Source organism: Sporosarcina sp. SAFN-015 (genome assembly GCF_059415085.1).
On the sequence record NZ_JBPFDR010000002.1, the window covers coordinates 446,613 to 461,689 of the forward strand.

Consider the following 15,077-nt stretch of genomic DNA (forward strand, 5'->3'; position numbering starts at 1 on the left):
AAAGAGAATTACAGAAGGGAAGCGAATCAGATGAAAAAGTGGTTAAAGGGTCTTGGTGTTGGTGTTCTGGCACTTGGGTTAGCAGCTTGTGGATCTGCAGCGGAACCGAAGAAGGATGCAGAAACTGGTAAAGAAGTAGAGTTAGAAAACAAAAGTGAGATGACGGCGCAGGAAGTATATAGTAAAGCGATGGAAGTGTCTGCAGAGCAAAAGAGCATGCATGCAGTCATGGATATCGACCAAAAAATTTCCATACCAAGTCAAGAGCTTGAAATGGATTCAAAAATTAAAATGGACATGGATGCCATCGTTGAGCCATTGGCTATGCACCAAAAGATGAAGATGGACATGGGCGATCTAGGTAAAATGGATATGGAACTGTACATGACTGATTCAGGTTTCTTCATGAACGACCCTGAGTCTGGCCAATGGATTAAGATGCCTAAGGACATGTACGATGAAATGATGGCGCAAATGGGCGGTGAAACAGACCCGACGTTGGATATGAAAATGTTCAATGAATTCAAAGATGATTTCAAGTTCGAACAGACGGACGACGAGTACATCTTGACGCTATCCGCTTCTGGCGATAAATTCAGCGGTCTAATGAAAGAATTGATGGGTTCTGCTCTACCTGCAGATATGGAAATGACTGAGGAAGATGCTGATCTGTTGAACAACATGGATGTGAAAAGCCTTGAAGTCGTTATGTACATCGACAAAGAGACGTATTACACGAATGCATTTGATTTAGACATGGATATGACGATGAAAGTCGAAGAAGAAGAAATGCACATCGTTCAAAAGATGAAATCTGTCATTTCGAAAATCAATGAAATCGATGAAATCGTAGTTCCTCAAGAAATCCTCGACGAAGCAGTTGACCTTGAAGAATTGATGAACGAAACTCAAGAGTAAAAAAGAGAAAGTGGTCATGGATAGCCAAAAGCGGCTGTCTATGGCTGCTTTTTTATGTGATGAAAAGCGTTAGATTCTCGTCACAATTGCCGAAACCGCTTGAAGTGAGGATTTTATCAATCAATTCTCAACTAACAAACTTGTAATTGATAATCATTTTCAATTATCGGTTGACACTGAATACATACCTGCTATAATTGGATTTGCAGCTAACTGATAATCGTTTTCACTTGAAGGATTCTCAGTTAGAGCAAATATTCGATATCGGAGTTCTTTCTTCATGAAGAAACGTTATTTGTTCATTGCATTACTATTACTCTCATTTCTCTCATTATTCGTCGGAGTGAGCTCCATTAAACCGACGGATCTCCTCGATTTCGGATCTGAGGAGACTGAGATTTTTCTGATCAGCCGTGTACCGAGACTTGTAGCGATCCTACTCGCCGGGGCAGGGATGAGCATCGCCGGTTTGATCATGCAGCAACTAAGCCGAAACAAATTCGTTTCGCCCACAACTGCAGGAACGCTGGATGCTACACGGTTAGGTATTTTAGTATCGATGCTATTGTTTACCAATGCATCGACGATCGAGAAGATGGTTGTGGCTTTTGCATTCGCCCTTGCAGGGACGTTGCTGTTCATGCAAATCCTCGATCGAATCAAGTTCAAGGATGCGATATTCATTCCGCTCGTCGGACTCATGTTTGGGAATATCTTGTCCTCGATCACTACGTTCTTCGCCTATAAATCGAATGTCATTCAAAATATGGCAGCATGGCTGCAAGGTGACTTTTCGATGATTATGAAAGGGCGATATGAACTTCTATACATAAGCATCCCGGTTCTGATCATCACTTATTTGTACGCGAACCGCTTTACGGTTGCGGGAATGGGTGAGGATTTCTCGAAGAACTTGGGTCTTGCGTATAAGCGGATCGTCAATATTGGCCTCATCTTAGTGGCACTTGTTACGACGACGGTCATTTTGACGGTTGGGATGATTCCGTTCCTCGGGTTGATCATCCCGAATATCGTATCGATCTTCCATGGTGATCATTTGAAGAAAACATTGCCGCACACCGCTTTGTTAGGTGCGATCTTCCTGTTGATCTGTGACATATTAGGCAGGGTTCTCATTTACCCTTATGAGATTTCCATCAGTCTGATGGTCGGCGTCATCGGAAGCGGTATATTCCTCTACTTGCTGTTTAGGAGGAAGGCATATGCGTAATTCTACTAAATTGATTATCTTATCTGTTTTGGCTGCCGCATTTTGTGCTTTATATTTATTCCAAGATTTAAATGGCAGTTTTGACTATGCACTTCCTCGCCGGAGCATCAAAGTGATCGCGATGGCGTTGACAGGGGTGGCAATCGCGTATTCGACAGTCATATTCCAGACGATTACACATAACCGGATCTTGACGCCAAGTATAATGGGATTGGATTCCTTGTATTTATTGCTTCAGACGGCCATTATTTTCTTCCTTGGTTCAAACCATATTACAATCGTCAACAAGCATGTCAATTTCATATTATCCGTATCTACAATGATTGTTTTTGCGCTCATTTTATACCGTTTCCTCTTCAAAAGGGGCGGTCAGCCGATTTACTTCCTATTGCTCGTCGGCATAATTGTCGGGACATTTTTCGGAAGCATATCGACATTCCTGCAAGTTCTCATCGACCCGAATGAATTTATGCGGGTGCAGGACAAAATGTTTGCAAGCTTCAATAATGTAAGCGGTGAATTGGTTTGGTGGGCGCTTGGAATTGTCATCATCACGTTCGTCGTAGGTTGGAAATCATTCAATGATCTTGATGTACTGTCGCTCGGCAGGGACACGGCTATCAACCTTGGTGTTTCGTATGATAAAGTCGTCAAAATGATGCTCGTCATATCCGCGGTTTTGATCTCCGTATCGACAGCGCTTGTCGGACCGATTACATTCTTTGGTTTAATCGTCGCCAATTTATCTTATCAATTTTTAAAAACATATAAACATACAGTTCTTATTGCGGGTGCTTCTGTCATGAGCATCATCGCGCTCGTCGGAGGACAGTGGGTCGTAGAAAGGATCTTCACGTTTTCGACGACGCTAAGTGTTATCATCAATTTTGCGGGCGGTATTTATTTCATCTATCTACTATTAAAGGAGAGTCGATCCTCATGATCCAAGTCCGGGAGTTGTCAAAGTTCTATGGAAAAAAAGCGGTCGTTGAAAAGGTGAGTGTCAATATCCATCGAGGAAAGATCACTTCTTTCATCGGGCCCAATGGAGCTGGGAAATCGACGCTGCTTTCAATGGTAAGCCGTCTGATCGATGCTGATACGGGTGAAGTGCTCGTCGATGATGATCGTGTTCAAAAAATGAAATCCAATGAATTTTCCAAGCGGGTTTCAATTTTGAAGCAGTCCAACTTCATGAATGTAAAATTGACAATCCGGGAATTGGTGTCGTTTGGACGTTTCCCTTATTCGCGAGGGAAGTTGAATGCTGAAGACATCAGGATTGTAGAACAGGCAATGGATTATATGGGATTGATGGATATGCAGCATAGCTATATGGATGAATTATCCGGCGGTCAACGCCAACGTGCTTTTATCGCAATGGTTATCGCCCAGGATACCGATTATATCCTCTTGGATGAACCATTGAATAACTTGGATATGAAACATTCCGTCCAAATTATGAAAATCCTGCGCAGATTAGTTGACGATCTTGGGAAGACTGTTGTCATCGTACTCCATGACATCAATTTCGCATCTGTCTATTCCGATCGGATTGTCGCTTTGAAAGATGGGCGAGTCGTCAGAGATGGTCTGACAGAAGAAATCATCAATTCGGATGCGTTGAAGGAAATTTATGATATGGATATTCCTATTAAAAGAATGAACAACTGTAATATTTGCGTCTATTTTAATTCTTAAAAAAAAGGATGGTACTAATGAAAAAGCTTTCAATAACTCTTTTGCTTACGGCTCTAATGATTGTACTTGCTGCATGCGGCACGAAGGACAAAGATAATGAAAAAGCAACAGGTTCCGATGCAGAAAAAAACAATGCAGCTGAAACGATTTCAGTTGAACATGAACTTAGCGACAAGCCTGTTGAAGTGCCGAAAAACCCTGAAAAAGTAGTTGTCTTCGATTTCGGGACACTTGATACGCTGGATGAACTTGGTGTTGAAGTGGCAGGTTTGCCAAGAGCGAACGTTCCAGGATACCTTTCAAAATATGACGACGATAAATATGCAAATCTTGGAAGCTTGAAAGAACCTGATTTTGAAGCAATTCATGCAATGAAACCAGACCTTATCATTATCTCGACTCGTCAAGCGGAGTTGTATGAGGATTTTGCAGAAATCGCTCCAACGATTTATGTAGGAATCGACTATGCTCATTATATTGATTCCTTTAAGCATAATGCTGAATTGATGGGACAAATTTTTGGCAAGGAAGACGAAGTGAAAGCTGAGCTTGCGGAGATTGACGAAAACGTTGAAGCCATTCGTGAAAAAACATCTTCTGTAAATGAAAAGGCGCTTATCGTTCTTGCAAGCGAAGGTAAAGTGAGTGCATATGGTCCGAATTCTCGTTTTGGATTAATTCACGACGTGTTGGGCTTTACAGCGGCCGATGAGAAAATTGAAATCTCTACACATGGGCAAAATATTGCGTTTGAATACATTGTAGAGAAAAACCCTGATGTCCTATTCGTCATCGATCGTGATGCAGCAATCGGCAACGGTGCAAGTGCAAAAGACTCTATTGAAAACGATCTTGTGAAAAAGACTAATGCTTATAAAAACAATAAGATTATCTACCTGAACGGGGAATACTGGTACCTGTCCGGCGGAGGCTTGTTGTCCATGAAGGAAATGATTAAAGAGGTAGAAGCAGCACTATAACTGTAATGAGCAACTGTGCTCAAAAGGTCTGTTCACTAATTAGGTGAACAGGCCTTTTTTTGCTATTATGAGATTAAAACAGTGACTCGAGGTGAGAGCATGGAGAAATCTGTGACGGAAATAACGCAAAATGTCAATGAACTTTTGCATGATGGAAATGTCGATGTGAGAAGCGGCAATATTTGCTTCAACGGTGATGTCCGCATCGGCAAAGATGTGGAAAACTCAATGTTTGTCGGCGCATCGGGGAAGATTTTTATTCACGGGACTGTCCGGAAAGCGACCGTCGAAGCGGGAGCGTCTGCCACCATCGAAGGAAATGTCTTCTCCTCCACTGTGACAGTCGGAATGCAGGAAGTGTTGGAAGAAATACTTGCGGAACAATTAAGCGAACTTATTTCCTATTTGGAGAAGGTGCAGGAAACCGTACTTCAAATCATCCATTTACGCGGCGTCAAGCCAGATGAAGTAAATGCTGGTGAATTGAAAGACGTTATGCGGGTTATTCTAAAGGAAAAATATTTGGATTTTCAACGCGACAAGCTTGAATTCATTCAAAAGGCAAAAGATCATTCTGCCCAATTGTCGCCGGAATGGGAGCCGATCATTGAGAAGTTGTCTAACGTTTTTACAGACACATCGTTGACGGTTGTCAATAATGCGGAAGAGTTTGTAAAGCTTTTAAAGGAGGCCAATGTGCTTGTCGAGAAATTCTCGGCAAAGGGATGCATTGATTCTTTTCTAAAGCTTCCTTATGCCAGTAATAGCGCCTTGTCATGCAATGGATCTATCGAGGTGACGGATGCAGGGCTTTGCAATTGTTCAGTTACAGCGAAAAGTCAAGTTTCCGTCGAAGGCTCTTGTCGTGGTGGGCTCATCGAAGCCGGTGAAAAGGTGTCCATTAAAGAAACTGGGTCTGCGAATGGTGTGAAAACGGTTGTCAAGACGGATAGTGGCGGGACAATTACGATTGGGCTCGCCCGATGCGGCACAGAAATTTGGATAGGAGATCAAGTCCATCATATTGACGTGGATAAATTAGGGGTTCATGCGCGAATGATAGATGGACGATTAAGTATCGTTTAAAAACTGCTTGTGATTACTAGTAGCCTGGTAGTATAATGACAAGTGTCAAGACACTAAACTATACAACGAAGGGCAGACTTATTTTGAATACAAAAAATAGCAGCATCTCCCGCAATAAATTACTCGCGATTTCTGGGACAGGTTGGATGTTCGATGCGATGGACGTCGGTATCCTTTCGTTCGTCATTGCAGCCATTTCGGTCGAATGGCATTTGACGACAAGTGAAATGGGTTGGATCGGAAGCATGAACTCGATCGGTATGGCAATCGGGGCATTTGGCTTTGGATTACTTGCAGACCGGATTGGACGGAAAAATGTTTTCATGATGACGCTCGTACTCTTTTCATTGGCGAGCGGATTATCGGCATTGACGACAACGTTGACCGTCTTCCTCATTTTGCGCTTTTTCGTAGGGGCAGGTCTTGGTGGAGAGCTTCCAGTTGCTTCGACGCTTGTTTCGGAGAGCGTATCGGCAAAAGAGCGTGGACGAGTCGTTGTCTTATTGGAAAGCTTTTGGGCTGCAGGCTGGCTTATTGCAGCGTTGCTTGCGTACTTCATCATCCCTGAATTCGGATGGCGGATAGCGCTCATCCTGACTGCGCTCCCGGCATTTTACGCCATCTATTTACGGAGCAATTTGCCCGACTCCCCGAAATTTGAAAGGGAGGGAGAACCGAAACAGTCAATCGGCGACAAGTTGAAGCTAATTTGGTCCAAGGAATACTCGCGTAGGACGACGATGCTATGGATTGTCTGGTTTACCGTCGTGTTCTCCTATTATGGGATGTTCCTCTGGCTGCCGAGCGTCATGGTCATGAAAGGATTCGATATGATCCATAGCTTCAAGTATGTGTTTATCATGACTCTCGCACAATTGCCGGGCTACTTCACAGCTGCCTGGCTTATTGAAAGGGCAGGACGAAAATTTGTCCTTGCGACCTACTTGATCGGTACAGCGGTGAGCGCACTTCTTTTCGGAAATGCTGAGTCGCTTACGATGTTACTCATTTCAGGCGCTTTCCTTTCATTCTTCAACTTAGGGGCATGGGGGGCATTATACGCCTATTCACCGGAACAATATCCAACTGCCGTCCGGGCGACCGGCTCGGGAATGGCGGCTGCAGTTGGCAGAATCGGCGGCATCTTCGGCCCATTGCTAGTCGGCTCGATGTTGACTGCTGGATACGGCTTCGGATTCATTTTCACGATTTTTTGCGGTGCCATTATTATCGGCGTCCTCGCAGTTCTGCTGCTAGGGACCGAAACTAAACAATTGGAATTGGAATAAGAGATAGGACTGCCGTGGCAGTCCTTTTTTGATTGGAAAAGTCAGCGCGTCCAAAGCGGCAGGACTGCGCTCAAGAAACAGGTTCCGTGCTCAAGAAATCAAATTTGCGCTCAAGAACCGGCTTTTGCGCTCAAGAAATCAAAACCGTGCTCAAGAAGTGGAATTCTGCGCTCAAAGCGTAGCGTTCTGCGCCCAAAGAACGCCTTTTCACGCTCAAACCCACCTCTCCTCCGGTAACCTCAACAAATTGAAACTTCCAAACGATTCCAAACGTATATAAAAATATAGAGAGGGGATGTTGATATGTCAGTTAAGGACTTCAACGTGTCGATTACGCCAGGAGAAGCAGTAGACATCATTCAGTCTGAAATCCTCCGTGGAAGCATTAGCGGTACGTTAGTAGATCATTATAGGAGGACAGCCGGTTCGTCGGAAGTCCATGTGTTGATAATGGAAAAATATTATATGCGTTCGAATAACAGAGCTTCTGTCACGACGACGATTGATAACTTTGATGGTGCAACACGTGTCCATGTCGTCGCGGCGGGCAGCTCGGAAGGTGTATTTTTCCGCTTTGATTGGGGAGCTGGCAATAGCTTCGCGACAAGCGTAGAGCGATCGTTGCAACAACATATTGTTGGAGGCGAATGAATTGATCCAAAAGGTAATGCAGCACTATTTTTCAAAGCCGATAACCCGCCAAGAAATTTTGCGAGATAAAGATCGGCTTGTTGCAGAGGTGGAAGTGGAAGGGGAAACGTATTTCTTGAAAGGTGAAAAACAGCCAGCTGCTTTTATTGAAAGTATCATCGAATTCACCGTGATTATGAATGATGCGGGTTTACCTTTTATCATGCCGGAAAAAACAATAGATGGAAACGGGTATGTAAAGCACGAGGGTTTGCTTTTCATTCTCGAACAGAAAGGGAAGGGAGAAGAGATAAAGAAACTCCACTTATCACATATTAAAGAAATTGGAAAGATGCTCGGTAAACAACATGCCGTTTCATCAAAAACAGATTTCCGTTTCCATACAGGAACAAGCTGGGGCATGTTCGGCGGGAACCAAACGGATGCATTTGGTGAATATGATGAAAATGAATTAAGTTATTTGGACTTGATCAAAACTGTGGCTGAAGATAAAAACTATGCTGTTGAGTTGGCCATGATAAAAGAACTGTATCAAAGTAGAAGAACGCAATTACAAAAAGAGTGGGATTCACTTCCATCGGGGCCGGTACAAGGAGATCTATGTCCTTATAATCTTCTATTCCAACAAGATAAAATTTCCGCTGTTTTTGATTACAATATCGCAGGGGATGAAGTTTTGCTTAATGAGTGTATAGGCGTTGCTGTTTTCTTAGCATGGCATTATGACTTCGAGGGAAAAGAAACTTCTGAAGAACGATACGAAGCATACATAGACGCTTATGAAACTGAAAGGCCTTTATCTGATCGCGAAAAGGAGATGATCCCTCATCTATTCGCAATTATCCGCGCATTTCGATATGATCGGATAGAAGAAGGAATCGAGAAGATCAAACAATGTGACGGGAAAGCATTTTTAGATGAAACAATAAAGTTACTAACTTAACCCAGATATGAAAAACCCGGATAAGGTTGAAAGGGAGTGTGTCGATGTTTCGAATACCTGAATCGATAGCTGAACTTGGCAGGGAGCGGATCAAAGGGTTTCCGGTGGAAGGGTTTGTCTATGGGGAAGGACCCCAGAAGCCAGAGCTGTTGCTGATCGGCGAAGCGCCTGGGGAATTTGAGGCGATAAATGGAATTCCTTTCATCGGCAGGGCTGGTAAGGAATTGATGAAGTCACTTGATTCGATCGGACTTACGCGTGACGATGTGTATATTACGAGTGCAGTGCGCAGCCGTCCATACAAATGGGGAGAGAAGCGGGAGCGTGACGGTTCGATGACGAAACGGAAGTATAATCGGCCGCCGACAACAAAAGAGATCTTGGCGCATGCCCCAGTACTTGATTATGAGTTGGCGAATATTGAGCCGAAGCTTATTGTAGCGCTCGGGAATGTCGGATTGCAAAGGCTGCTCGGCAAAGATGCGAAAGTGACGGAGCTTCACGGCCAATTGCTGGAACGGCCAGTTCGGTTTCTCCCTGATCTTGATGCAACTACGTTTGAGTGGACAGAGCGTCTATATCGAATTGTTCCGACTTTCCATCCGGCAGCGGTATTTTATCGACCGTCCCACCGTCCCGACTTAGATGCGGATTGGTTGGCGATTGGCAGGATGCTGGAGGAATTGCGAGATGAATGACAAGTCATATAACCGGATTTTAATTATCGGATGCAGCGGGGCGGGAAAGTCAACGTTATCTGTTGAGCTTGCAGAACGTCTCAGATTGCCGGTCCTCCATTTAGACGCCCTTTTTTGGAATGAAGGATGGGTGCCGACCCCGAATCCTGAGTTTCGTGAAAAACTTCAAAATGAATTAAAAAAGCCCGCATGGATCATCGATGGAAATTTCAACTCCACGATTGAGATGCGGGCTCAATATGCTGATTTGATTATTTTCCTCGACTTCCCGAATTGGCTATGCCTATCGAGGGTTTTCAAAAGAAGATGGATGTATCGCGGGAAAACGCGTCCGGATATGGCGGAAGGCTGTCCAGAAAAGATCGATTGGGAGTTTGTGAAGTTCATATGGACGTATCCAAAAAAGAAACGGCCGGGCGTTTTGCAAATGCTTGAGCGTGCCAATGCGGAAGTGATAATTTTGAAATCGCCGAAGGAAGTGGAGAGGTGGCTGGCGGTTTTGCATAAGGGGGATATGGATTGAAAAAGGAGATGTGGATCGGGTTAGTTATTGTCACAGGGTTATTATTTGCACAGGTGTTTTTCCCCTATTCGGCTTTCAGCGTCTATCAATCCGTTTCAGTCAGTACGGAGCTTCCTATTTTGCAAGATTACAAAATGAAATTATATGAATTCAGGAAGGTGGATGAAGAGAATGAGGGGAAGGATCCGGAAGGCTATACGATGGATCATGTTAAGTACGCTACTCCATACATTCTCGAAACGTATGAAATGGATATGATGACGACCTCCAGATCAAGAATCAGTAAAAGTGACTTGAATATTATTGTGGAAGACCTTAGATTCTTGCAGGACAGGTTATTGGATATCACTTTTGAGGAGGCACACTCGTCGGAATCCAGAAAGTATCTCAATGCCGCTTTGAGTCGGAGTCGAGCAGCTGAGGAGGAGATTGTGAGCATTATGAACACCCCATTTTATTCAAGATTCCATATGATCCATCGTCTTGAAGAAATTCAAAATGACATTAGAATGAGCTTTGATATGTATACGAAATTTTATAATGCTTATTATTGGTATGAAGGAAAATAGAGAGTCGGTGATTGGATGGAAGATGAGTTAAAAACGAAGGGATCGATGAAGGAATTCATTGCTTTATTGCGGCAGCTGAAATGGCCAAAGGGGAAGACGGCGATTGCGCTGGTGCTTGCTCTGTTTTCGACTGCGGCGAGTTTGGCGGTTCCGTTAGTGACGAGGGAGCTTGTTGATTCGTTGACGGCGGCATCGTTTAATTGGAAAACAGCTGTGTTCCTTTTTACTGTTTTTATTTTACAGGCGGTGTTGGGCGGAGTTTCGTATTATTTGCTTGCGTATATCGGCGAAACAATAGTTGCCGATTTGCGGGGCAAGCTATGGGGGAAAGTGCTGAGGCTGCCCGTTGCCTATTACGATGAAAATGAAACCGGTGAAACGATGAGTCGCATTACGCAAGATACGACGATGTTGAAACAATTAGTATCTGATCATCTCGTGTCGTTCATAACGGGCATCATTTCAATCATTGGAGCAGTTGCGATTCTGTTGTATTTGGACTGGAAGATGACGTTGATCATGTTGATTAGCATTCCGGTCAGCATGGCGATCATTTTTCCGCTTGGCCGGATTATGCATAAGATTGCGAAGGCGACACAAGGGGAAATGGCAAAGTTTTCGGGTCATCTCGGACGTGTGCTTGGCGATATTCGTTTGGTGAAGGCATACCGGGCAGAGCCCAATGAAGGGGCGAAAGGAGAGAAGGCAATTCAATCTTTGTTTTCGTTTGGATTGAAGGAAGCAAGAATACAGGCGATTATATCTCCTGTCATGACGCTTGTGATGATGAGCATTTTGGTCGTCATCTTAGGATATGGCGGTGCACAAGTTTCAAAAGGTGTTTTATCCGCAGGAACGCTCGTCGCCATTATTTTTCTCATGTTCCAGATCATTATGCCATTTGCGCAAATGGCGCAAGTGTTTACGATTTTCCAGAAGGCAGTCGGCGCAACGGAGCGCATTCAGCAGATTTTGGGAATGGACAGCGAGAAGGCGGAAGGTGCCGATATGGTGCTGGATGGAAGTATTCATTTCGAATCGGTTAGCTTTTCGTACGAAAGTGGAAAGGAAGTCTTAGAGGGGATTTCATTCCAAGCAAAACCCGGGACAGTAACTGCGTTTGTAGGACCGAGCGGCGGAGGGAAAACGACGATTTTTTCTTTGATTGAACGGTTTTATTTACCGACGGAAGGTGAGATTTCTATCGGAGATGTACCGATTTCGAAAATCTCATTGTCTGATTGGAGGAAGCGGATCGGTTATGTATCGCAGGAAAGCCCATTGTTGAGCGGAACGATTATGGATAATATTGCGTACGGCTTAGAAGTGCGTCCAACAATCGATGAAGTGCAGAAGGCTGCTGAGGCGGCGAATGCTCTGCAATTTATTGAAGCGATGTCAGACGGTTTTGAAACGCTCGTCGGGGAGAGGGGAATGAAGCTTTCGGGTGGCCAACGGCAGCGGATTGCAATTGCGAGGGCGTTATTGCATGATCCGGAAATTTTGCTGCTCGATGAAGCGACCTCTAATTTGGATAGCGGATCCGAAGCGCATGTTCAAGAGGCGTTGCAGAGATTGATGGAAGGGAGAACGACGCTCATTATCGCGCATCGCTTATCGACTGTCATTGATGCAGACCAGCTCATTTTCCTTGAAGCGGGGCGTATTACGGGGATCGGCACGCATAATGAATTAATTGAATCACATCCTCTTTATAAAGAGTTTGCGGAAGGGCAAGGATTGTCGTAACCTATTGGAATAAAACATTTGAAGAACATTATCGGAGGAACTATGTAATGGCAACAAAGAAATCGCTTGCGGATTATCAAACAGAATATGAGGAAATCATTCATTCAGACCAACCAAGAAGGGATATGCTGCTGGTTGGTTTAATGAATGAGTTGGAGAAGCAATATAAGATTCCCATGCCGAGAAATAAAGAATGGGAAAGAGAGAACCCAAAAATCGCAGCGATGTACAGAAAATTAATGATAACGAGATCTCTATAAAAAACTTGCACGGAGGGAGGATATGGATGTACGAGCCAATTGATAAATCATTTTTCGAGCCGCATGTGCTGGAGCTTGCCCGCAATCTTGTCGGACAATATATTGTGCATGAGCGGCCGGATGGGGTTATTGCCGCAAGGATAGTTGAGACGGAAGCGTATCACGGACCTGAAGATCGTGCAGCACACAGTTTCGGGAACCGGCGTACGAAGCGGACGGAGATCATGTTCGGTGCCCCTGGGCTTGTGTATACGTATCAAATGCACACCCATACGTTGATGAATGTCGTGAGTGGACCGATTGGGACGCCGCATGCTGTTCTGATCCGTGCGGCGGAACCTGTCGATGGTCTTGAGCTGATGAGGGATAATCGCGGACCGCATTTAAAAATGAAAGATTGGACGAATGGGCCGGGCAAGCTGTCAAAAGCGCTCGGTGTGACAATGAAGTACTATGGGCATCATTGGGCCGACGAGCCGCTGTTCATTGCCGAAGGTCCAGGAGGAATTGAGATTGAAACGGGCCCTCGTGTAGGAATTGGTAATTCGGGAGAAGCCGTCCATTATCCGTGGAGATTTTTTGAAAAAGATAATCCTTTTGTCTCAAAGTATCGCCCTTAAGTTTAGTAGTACAACAATGTGGAATAGTAGTAAGGTGAACATAAACGAAAGGGTGAGTGCTTAATGGCTAAAATTGCTACAGTGATCACGAATCTATTCGAAGACTCGGAGTATACGGAGCCGGCTAAGGCTTTTCAAGAAGCGGGACATGAAGTCGTCGCTATCGAGAAAGAAGCTGGCAAAGAAGTGAAAGGCAAGCAAGGTGAGTCAACGGTCAAGATTGACGTTGGAATCGACGATGCTTCACCTGAAGACTTCGATGCCCTGTTCATTCCTGGCGGCTTTTCACCGGATCAGCTACGTGCGGACGATCGATTCGTACAATTTGCGAAAAAGTTCATGGATGATAAGAAACCTGTATTCGCCATTTGCCATGGACCGCAACTGCTGCTAACGGCGAAGACATTGGAAGGCAGAGATGCAACAGGCTATAAGTCCATCAAAGTCGATATGGAATATGCAGGTGCAAAATATGCGGATAAAGAGGTCGTTGTTTGTCAAAATCAATTGGTGACGAGCCGAACGCCTGACGATTTGCCGGCATTCATCGAAGAATCTAAGAAATTACTTGAAAAATAATAAGATGGAACTGTCCTCGATGGGGGCGGTTCTTTTTTTGTAAGATTTGGGAATAAAAAAATAAAGAAAAAATATCATGTTGAAAAGAGTTGAGGAGCATGGTAAATTGGAACGGGACAACTTAATCCGCGTTAAAAATTCGGACTATTTGGTACATATTCGTTTTTTTTACGGGGACACCAAGGGGGAAACACCATGATAAAAATAATGAAAATGGGAAGCGCTTTCATCGGAATTATCGTTGGAGCCGGTTTTGCGTCTGGCCAAGAGATTTTGCAGTACTTTACAAGTTTCGGAATGATGGGGATTGCAGCTGCAATTGTTTCTACTGCTTTATTTGCTTACATAGGGATGGCACTGACAAGGCTTGGAAGCCGGTTGCGTACAACATCCCATAAGGAAGTCATTTATAAGATTAGCGGGCGTTTTTTAGGCACGATTATTGACTACATAATTATTTTCACGTTGTTTGGTGTAGGTGTTGTCATGGTAGCGGGTGCTGGATCGAATCTTGAACAGCAATTTGGCATCCCTTCATTCGTCGGTAGCTTACTGATGGTTGTGCTTGTCTTCATCACGATTTTATTAAATGTTGACAAAGTCGTAGCGGTTATCGGAAGTATTACTCCATTCCTTATTCTTGCGGTTGTCGGCGTTGCGGTCTATTGCTTAGTGACAATGGATACGTCGTTTGCAGTGCTTGACCCGATTGCCCAAGGTGTAGATACTACATTGCCGAACTGGTTTATTTCTGCAGTGAACTATGTGTCGTTCAATATTGCGGTTGGTGCGTCCATGTCACTCGTTATGGGAGGCGCGGAGAAAGATGAAAGGACAGCAGCGCTTGGAGGATTAGTAGGCGGTTTAGGTTTAGGTATTCTTATCTTACTAAGCCATTTGGCAATCTTCTCTAAAGTGGATGTAGTTGGTGATGCACAATTGCCAATGCTGGCAATTATTAACGACATTTCTCCAGCACTAGCAATTTTCATGGCATTCGTTTTGTACGGAATGATTTTCAACACGGCTGTCAGTATGTTTTATGCTTTTGGAGCACGTTTTGTGAAAATCGGTACGAAGAATTTTAAGCTATTTGTTTTGGTAACCTTAGTAATCGGCTTTGCGGTGAGCTTCCTAGGCTTCAAAAACCTTGTTGCATATTTCTATCCGTTGATCGGTTATTTAGGATTATTACTATCAGGTATTTTGATTGTCGCTTCAGTAAAATTGCCTGAGAAGGTTCGAAGATAATAATAAAAGTGAACGCGGCTCCCTTCGGT

Annotated in this window: 17 protein-coding genes; all 17 read left to right on the plus strand. The window is 44.1% G+C overall.

The annotated features are described in order from the left end of the window. The first annotated feature begins 30 nt into the window (after positions 1 to 30). The 17 genes from ACR65H_RS05340 to ACR65H_RS05420 all read left to right on the plus strand — a co-directional run bounded on the left by ACR65H_RS05340 (position 31) and on the right by ACR65H_RS05420 (position 15,048). Positions 31 to 918 carry a DUF6612 family protein gene (locus ACR65H_RS05340; RefSeq protein ID WP_440499123.1) on the plus strand — a complete coding sequence of 296 codons (888 nt, stop codon included), beginning with the start codon at positions 31 to 33 and terminating at the stop codon, positions 916 to 918. A gap of 280 nt (positions 919 to 1,198) precedes the next feature. Beyond that, the gene (locus ACR65H_RS05345) at positions 1,199 to 2,149 is read left to right on the plus strand and encodes an ABC transporter permease (protein WP_440499124.1); all 951 of its coding nucleotides are present in this window, start codon (positions 1,199 to 1,201) and stop codon (positions 2,147 to 2,149) included. Beyond that, entirely contained in the window at positions 2,142 to 3,092 is a 951-nt protein-coding gene (locus ACR65H_RS05350) for an iron chelate uptake ABC transporter family permease subunit (RefSeq protein ID WP_440499125.1), read from the plus strand. Before ACR65H_RS05345 ends, ACR65H_RS05350 begins: the two co-directional genes overlap by 8 nt. Then, positions 3,089 to 3,850 (plus strand): iron ABC transporter ATP-binding protein, encoded by a 762-nt coding sequence (locus ACR65H_RS05355; RefSeq protein ID WP_440499126.1) that lies wholly within the window; start codon positions 3,089 to 3,091, stop codon positions 3,848 to 3,850. Before ACR65H_RS05350 ends, ACR65H_RS05355 begins: the two co-directional genes overlap by 4 nt. Before the next feature lie 17 nt (positions 3,851 to 3,867). Further along, a complete protein-coding gene (locus tag ACR65H_RS05360) occupies positions 3,868 to 4,830 on the plus strand; it encodes a siderophore ABC transporter substrate-binding protein (protein ID WP_440499127.1) in 963 nt (320 codons plus the stop codon). 99 nt (positions 4,831 to 4,929) lie between these two features. Then, a complete protein-coding gene (locus ACR65H_RS05365; RefSeq protein WP_440499128.1) occupies positions 4,930 to 5,916 on the plus strand; it encodes a FapA family protein in 987 nt (328 codons plus the stop codon). 146 nt (positions 5,917 to 6,062) lie between these two features. Continuing rightward, positions 6,063 to 7,205 carry an MFS transporter gene (locus ACR65H_RS05370; RefSeq protein WP_440499218.1) on the plus strand — a complete coding sequence of 381 codons (1,143 nt, stop codon included), beginning with the start codon at positions 6,063 to 6,065 and terminating at the stop codon, positions 7,203 to 7,205. A 303-nt stretch (positions 7,206 to 7,508) separates the two neighbouring features. Beyond that, positions 7,509 to 7,856 (plus strand): DUF6054 family protein, encoded by a 348-nt coding sequence (locus ACR65H_RS05375; RefSeq protein ID WP_440499129.1) that lies wholly within the window; start codon positions 7,509 to 7,511, stop codon positions 7,854 to 7,856. Position 7,857: 1 nt separating this feature from the next. Continuing rightward, on the plus strand, positions 7,858 to 8,799 hold the full coding sequence (locus ACR65H_RS05380) for a phosphotransferase enzyme family protein (protein ID WP_440499130.1): 942 nt from the start codon (positions 7,858 to 7,860) through the stop codon (positions 8,797 to 8,799). Positions 8,800 to 8,843: 44 nt separating this feature from the next. Then, the gene (locus ACR65H_RS05385; protein ID WP_440499131.1) at positions 8,844 to 9,497 is read left to right on the plus strand and encodes a uracil-DNA glycosylase; all 654 of its coding nucleotides are present in this window, start codon (positions 8,844 to 8,846) and stop codon (positions 9,495 to 9,497) included. Further along, positions 9,490 to 10,020 carry a DNA topology modulation protein gene (locus tag ACR65H_RS05390; protein ID WP_440499132.1) on the plus strand — a complete coding sequence of 177 codons (531 nt, stop codon included), beginning with the start codon at positions 9,490 to 9,492 and terminating at the stop codon, positions 10,018 to 10,020. The genes ACR65H_RS05385 and ACR65H_RS05390 overlap by 8 nt, the downstream gene beginning before the upstream one ends. Next, a complete protein-coding gene (locus ACR65H_RS05395) occupies positions 10,017 to 10,589 on the plus strand; it encodes a hypothetical protein (RefSeq protein ID WP_440499133.1) in 573 nt (190 codons plus the stop codon). The genes ACR65H_RS05390 and ACR65H_RS05395 overlap by 4 nt, the downstream gene beginning before the upstream one ends. Positions 10,590 to 10,604: 15 nt before the next feature. Continuing rightward, positions 10,605 to 12,338 (plus strand): ABC transporter ATP-binding protein, encoded by a 1,734-nt coding sequence (locus tag ACR65H_RS05400; protein WP_440499134.1) that lies wholly within the window; start codon positions 10,605 to 10,607, stop codon positions 12,336 to 12,338. A gap of 47 nt (positions 12,339 to 12,385) precedes the next feature. Further along, a complete protein-coding gene (locus ACR65H_RS05405; protein WP_440499135.1) occupies positions 12,386 to 12,598 on the plus strand; it encodes a hypothetical protein in 213 nt (70 codons plus the stop codon). Positions 12,599 to 12,624: 26 nt separating this feature from the next. Next, positions 12,625 to 13,218, plus strand: a complete 594-nt coding sequence (locus ACR65H_RS05410; RefSeq protein WP_440499136.1) for a DNA-3-methyladenine glycosylase — start codon at positions 12,625 to 12,627, stop codon at positions 13,216 to 13,218. Positions 13,219 to 13,281: 63 nt separating this feature from the next. Further along, positions 13,282 to 13,797 carry a type 1 glutamine amidotransferase domain-containing protein gene (locus ACR65H_RS05415; RefSeq protein ID WP_440499137.1) on the plus strand — a complete coding sequence of 172 codons (516 nt, stop codon included), beginning with the start codon at positions 13,282 to 13,284 and terminating at the stop codon, positions 13,795 to 13,797. A 195-nt stretch (positions 13,798 to 13,992) separates the two neighbouring features. Continuing rightward, positions 13,993 to 15,048: a YkvI family membrane protein gene (locus ACR65H_RS05420; protein ID WP_440499138.1), complete on the plus strand. Its 1,056-nt coding sequence runs from the start codon at positions 13,993 to 13,995 to the stop codon at positions 15,046 to 15,048. Positions 15,049 to 15,077: the final 29 nt, after the last annotated feature.

Bases quoted from the DNA above. Each gene is read 5' to 3' on its own strand.
- ACR65H_RS05340 (WP_440499123.1), top strand. From the start codon at position 31: ATGAAAAAGTGGTTAAAGGGTCTTGGTGTTGGTGTTCTGGCACTTGGG.
- ACR65H_RS05410 (WP_440499136.1), top strand. From the start codon at position 12,625: ATGTACGAGCCAATTGATAAATCATTTTTCGAGCCGCATGTGCTGGAG.
- ACR65H_RS05405 (WP_440499135.1), top strand. From the start codon at position 12,386: ATGGCAACAAAGAAATCGCTTGCGGATTATCAAACAGAATATGAGGAA.
- ACR65H_RS05360 (WP_440499127.1), top strand. From the start codon at position 3,868: ATGAAAAAGCTTTCAATAACTCTTTTGCTTACGGCTCTAATGATTGTA.
- ACR65H_RS05345 (WP_440499124.1), top strand. From the start codon at position 1,199: ATGAAGAAACGTTATTTGTTCATTGCATTACTATTACTCTCATTTCTC.
- ACR65H_RS05420 (WP_440499138.1), top strand. From the start codon at position 13,993: ATGATAAAAATAATGAAAATGGGAAGCGCTTTCATCGGAATTATCGTT.
- ACR65H_RS05415 (WP_440499137.1), top strand. From the start codon at position 13,282: ATGGCTAAAATTGCTACAGTGATCACGAATCTATTCGAAGACTCGGAG.
- ACR65H_RS05375 (WP_440499129.1), top strand. From the start codon at position 7,509: ATGTCAGTTAAGGACTTCAACGTGTCGATTACGCCAGGAGAAGCAGTA.
- ACR65H_RS05355 (WP_440499126.1), top strand. From the start codon at position 3,089: ATGATCCAAGTCCGGGAGTTGTCAAAGTTCTATGGAAAAAAAGCGGTC.
- ACR65H_RS05385 (WP_440499131.1), top strand. From the start codon at position 8,844: ATGTTTCGAATACCTGAATCGATAGCTGAACTTGGCAGGGAGCGGATC.
- ACR65H_RS05400 (WP_440499134.1), top strand. From the start codon at position 10,605: ATGGAAGATGAGTTAAAAACGAAGGGATCGATGAAGGAATTCATTGCT.
- ACR65H_RS05390 (WP_440499132.1), top strand. From the start codon at position 9,490: ATGAATGACAAGTCATATAACCGGATTTTAATTATCGGATGCAGCGGG.
- ACR65H_RS05365 (WP_440499128.1), top strand. From the start codon at position 4,930: ATGGAGAAATCTGTGACGGAAATAACGCAAAATGTCAATGAACTTTTG.
- ACR65H_RS05370 (WP_440499218.1), top strand. From the start codon at position 6,063: ATGTTCGATGCGATGGACGTCGGTATCCTTTCGTTCGTCATTGCAGCC.
- ACR65H_RS05350 (WP_440499125.1), top strand. From the start codon at position 2,142: ATGCGTAATTCTACTAAATTGATTATCTTATCTGTTTTGGCTGCCGCA.